Source organism: Vibrio sp. 10N.261.51.A4, from assembly GCF_041471945.1.
Taxonomy (GTDB): Bacteria; Pseudomonadota; Gammaproteobacteria; order Enterobacterales; family Vibrionaceae; genus Vibrio; species Vibrio crassostreae_C.
Map to the genome: position 1 here is coordinate 1 of NZ_JBFRPJ010000042.1, position 2,084 is coordinate 2,084.

A 2,084-nucleotide genomic window follows, 5' to 3' on the forward strand; every position below is an offset into this window, starting at 1 on the left:
TTTACGGGGTCACTTCAAAACTTTCGGCTTTTGATTATTTATATCGCTATGGTCGTACTACTGAGCTCGTAACTTAGGCCACCTCTTCAGTATTCAGACGATCAATTACAGCTGATTTCATCCCAGAACCAATTCGATTGAACTGGGCTTTCCCAAACACCTGGGCCGTTTTTAGCCACGAAGCACTTGCCGTTATGCGTCACTTTGTCACCGTTACTCACTTGGCTAACACCCGCTTGCCATGTGACAAATAGCGATGGGTCAACAACGACAGGCGGCTCGGTAACAGGTGGTTCAACTGGTGTTGGGTCAACAGGTGTAGGATCGACTGGTGCAGGATCAACTGGCGATGGATCTGTCACGGGTGGTGTTGGCTCTCCAACAATCAATTTCCAAGGGCCGCCATTGGTAGGGTCATCCCCTTGTGTCCACCATTTCGCTTCATAGGTTGCACCGTTGTGAGTCACTTGGTCACCCGCGTTGTAAACCTTGGTCGCACTCCAACCATTACCACCCGGATCAGTACCAGGATCTACCGGATCCAGCTTATCGACAACTTTCACTTCAGGCCAACTCGCATGAGAACCATAGAAGTTGGTCACACACTTCTCGTAATCACCAGCCACCAGTGCGGAATAAGCCGTTTGGAAACCAACAAGCTCACACTCAAACGAGTAACCTTCTGGGCGGTCTGCGTAGTATTTCCAGTTACCATCCCAGTTGGTGTACAACACATCCGTTGCTCCGTTGAGGTTTAAGCTTCCGTAAGGCGTTTGCTGCCAACAAGTATTGGCTTCATCCGCTTCTACCGGAATTTCATAGTGCGCTGCTAACCCTTCCCAATAACGAATACGGTTAACGGGTTGGCCTTTGTCTTTGTTCTGCTCGCCACATTCAATACCACCATTGATCACGTTGATTGTGGTACCAAAGCCATAACCAATACCCGCATCCAATTCGCGTTGAGATGGCGTCCAAGTGCGGTCGATGACATGCAGCATAGCTGGTTTAGGTGCTTGAGGGGTAAGGAAAAACCAAATAGCAGAAGCTAAGTTCAACCAAGAGTCCGCCACTAAGCCCGGATTGTTGAGAAGCACCGTCGCGTCACCATCAAACATCACTTCAGAGAACGCGCCATAATTAAAATGGTAAGAAAGCTGTTTAGCACCACGTCCGAAGTAGCCCTGTCCCGCAGCACATGGCCAACGGGCATTCTGCCAATCGTTCTGACCACAACCGGTGGTGTAACCTTCTTGGCCTTCAGACCAACCCATTTCGCGAACATGCACCAGCGCTTGCTGCCACTCTTCTAGAGCTAATGGATTATCAGAGGTGTTGTCTATCGCGATATGCCCACCCGTCTCTTGTGAAAAGTGAGCAAAGGCCGTGATGATGGATTTTTTACAGATAGCATCAGAATCACGGCCATCGGTGTACTCTCCACAGAACGCTGGGAATTTACCGATCGCACGTAAGAAGCGAGTGTAGGTGTATTCTGGCGCTGCCATCTGAGTGAGGAAGTCCCATTCAGATTGAGGGAACACGCGCTCTACACGCTTTATGTTTTCAGGATTCGAGGGGGAACCGGGTTCAATCGCTTCAACGATTGTATTCGGGCGAGTTTGAAGGGCCTGTGACCAGATCGCATACATAGGATCGGATGTTTTCGCTTGTTCAGCAGCTTGTAGAGCCGACTTTTCAACAAGGTAACCATTCGGGTTTTGCGGATCAGGTTGAATGTTCAAAGACGCATGACTTTGCGCTGCTAATGTGCAGCCCAGTACTGTCGCCAAATATTTGATTTTTAACATGATGGATTCTCTTATCTGTCCTTAATAAGTCCATCAAAGAGTATGCTTCACATGTGGAATGGCCTAGCTGTAGCTGTGTGAATTTATAAAAAGTGCGAGTGATCTTTTTGATACATGGCTCAGCACAACAAAGCGTCTCATGGTTTCTTGAGCTGATATCTAGTTTCCAACTCATTTGGTTTCTAGTTATTGTTCATTTGATTTCGAGGTATTGCTCATAAGCCTTTAATGTAATGAATCAATATAATCAATCGTGTCTCGTCCTAAAATACG

General features: G+C 47.6%; 1 protein-coding gene. It reads right to left on the reverse strand.

Annotated elements, in window-relative coordinates; genetic code table 11:
• Window positions 1–101: 101 nt before the first annotated feature.
• Window positions 102–1,811, reverse strand: a complete 1,710-nt coding sequence (locus AB4384_RS10085; RefSeq protein WP_372111249.1) for a chitinase — start codon at window positions 1,809–1,811, stop codon at window positions 102–104.
• Between the last annotated feature and the right edge of the window lie 273 nt (window positions 1,812–2,084).